This is a genomic window from Candidatus Pelagibacter communis, from assembly GCF_001180185.1.
Taxonomy (GTDB): Bacteria; Pseudomonadota; Alphaproteobacteria; order Pelagibacterales; family Pelagibacteraceae; genus Pelagibacter; species Pelagibacter ubique_F.
Window position 1 is genome coordinate 1 of the sequence record NZ_CVSS01000050.1, and the last position, 537, is coordinate 537.

General features: G+C 18.1%; 1 protein-coding gene and 1 pseudogene. One reads left to right on the plus strand and one right to left on the minus strand.

Translation table 11 applies throughout. The annotated features are described in order from the left end of the window. A pseudogene (locus AMN95_RS05670) lies at positions 1-325 on the plus strand (hypothetical protein); the annotation flags it as partial. 7 nt (positions 326-332) lie between these two features. Here the strand turns inward: AMN95_RS05670 and AMN95_RS05660 are convergent. Further along, the coding region (locus tag AMN95_RS05660; RefSeq protein ID WP_179850351.1) for a hypothetical protein at positions 333-537 on the minus strand (205 nt) is incomplete at its 5' end.

Genomic DNA, 537 nt, shown 5'->3' on the forward strand with positions numbered 1-537 from the left:
ATTATGGAAAAATAATGTAAGAATATTTAAAGGAATTGGTTCTTCTCTCGCTTACCATTTCGGATCAATCACAACACGTAAAAAAGATAAAAGACTATTTACTTACTTGGGCAATAAAGGAAATAAAATTTTTTTAAAAAAATGGGGATTTACAATAAATTTTTTTGAAAAATTTTACCTTAGATCCGGTTTAGACAATTCTAAAAAATTAATTTTTAGAAAGTATTTAGGTACATTAAATGAGCCTAAAAAAAATATATATTATTGTTTTGAGCTTTTAAAAAGCAAAATATTGTTAGTATATTTGTTGTTACTAAGACGTTAAATAAAATTTATTTATTTAGTAAATTAAAAATTTTTCTTTTAATTAAATTATAAATTATAAAGGTTTTTTTTATTTTTTTATTTTCAAATTTTTTAAAATTTTCAAAATCATAAGAAAAATTTTCAAAGTCTTCTTTAAATATATCTTGAACTTTTTCAATATTTTTTTCATTTTTATAAAATTCTAAATAATTAGGTGGATTATATTTTTTT